This window comes from Pseudomonas sp. Pseusp3 (genome assembly GCF_047304225.1).
Lineage (GTDB): Bacteria > Pseudomonadota > Gammaproteobacteria > Pseudomonadales > Pseudomonadaceae > Aquipseudomonas > Aquipseudomonas fluorescens_CD.
In genome coordinates this window covers 1-568 of sequence record NZ_JBGLYV010000242.1, presented here as the reverse complement: position 1 = coordinate 568, position 568 = coordinate 1, and the positions used below count along the sequence as shown (strand labels likewise).

The window sequence follows — 568 nt, the reverse complement described above, 5'->3', positions numbered from 1 at the left end:
AGGTTCTGCCCGATGTTCAGCGTCGCCATGGCGCTGTCGCCGTCCTTGTCGGTCTTGGTTGCCGTCAGCGTCACCAGATTGTCCGAGGTCAGGCTCGTCGAGTCATCCGGATTGGTGGCGTCGGGATGCACCACTGCGCGAATCTGGTCGAGGGTGACATCACCGTTGGCGGCCACGCTGGCCGTAAACACCAGCAGGCTGGTCGTGGCCGTGCGGCCTTCGACCACGGTGCCGTTGAGTGACAGGTTCACCGCCTCGCCCGTGGCCGTGTCGGTCAGCCCGGAAGCACCCGCCACCACGCCCAGCGCATAGGTCAGGGTGCCGGCACCATCGGCGCCAAACGCCGAGGTGAAATTGGCGGCGAAGCTCTGGGTGGCGTTGGTTGCCAGCACCGTTTCGTCCACCGTCAGCGTCAGCTCCACACCGGTGGTACTGATGCTTGGTCCGTCATCCTTGAACACCAGGTTCTGCCCGATGTTGAGGGTTGCCTGGGCGCTGTCGCCGTCCTTGTCGGTCTTGGTTGCCGTCAGCGTCACCAGGTTGTCCGAGGTCAGGCTCGTCGAGTCAT

1 protein-coding gene is annotated in these 568 nt (G+C 64.4%); it reads right to left on the bottom strand.

Annotated elements, in window-relative coordinates; translation table 11 throughout:
• Positions 1-568 (bottom strand): DUF5801 repeats-in-toxin domain-containing protein (locus ACCD00_RS30740; RefSeq protein WP_413428936.1); only part of this gene is annotated, 568 nt, incomplete at both ends.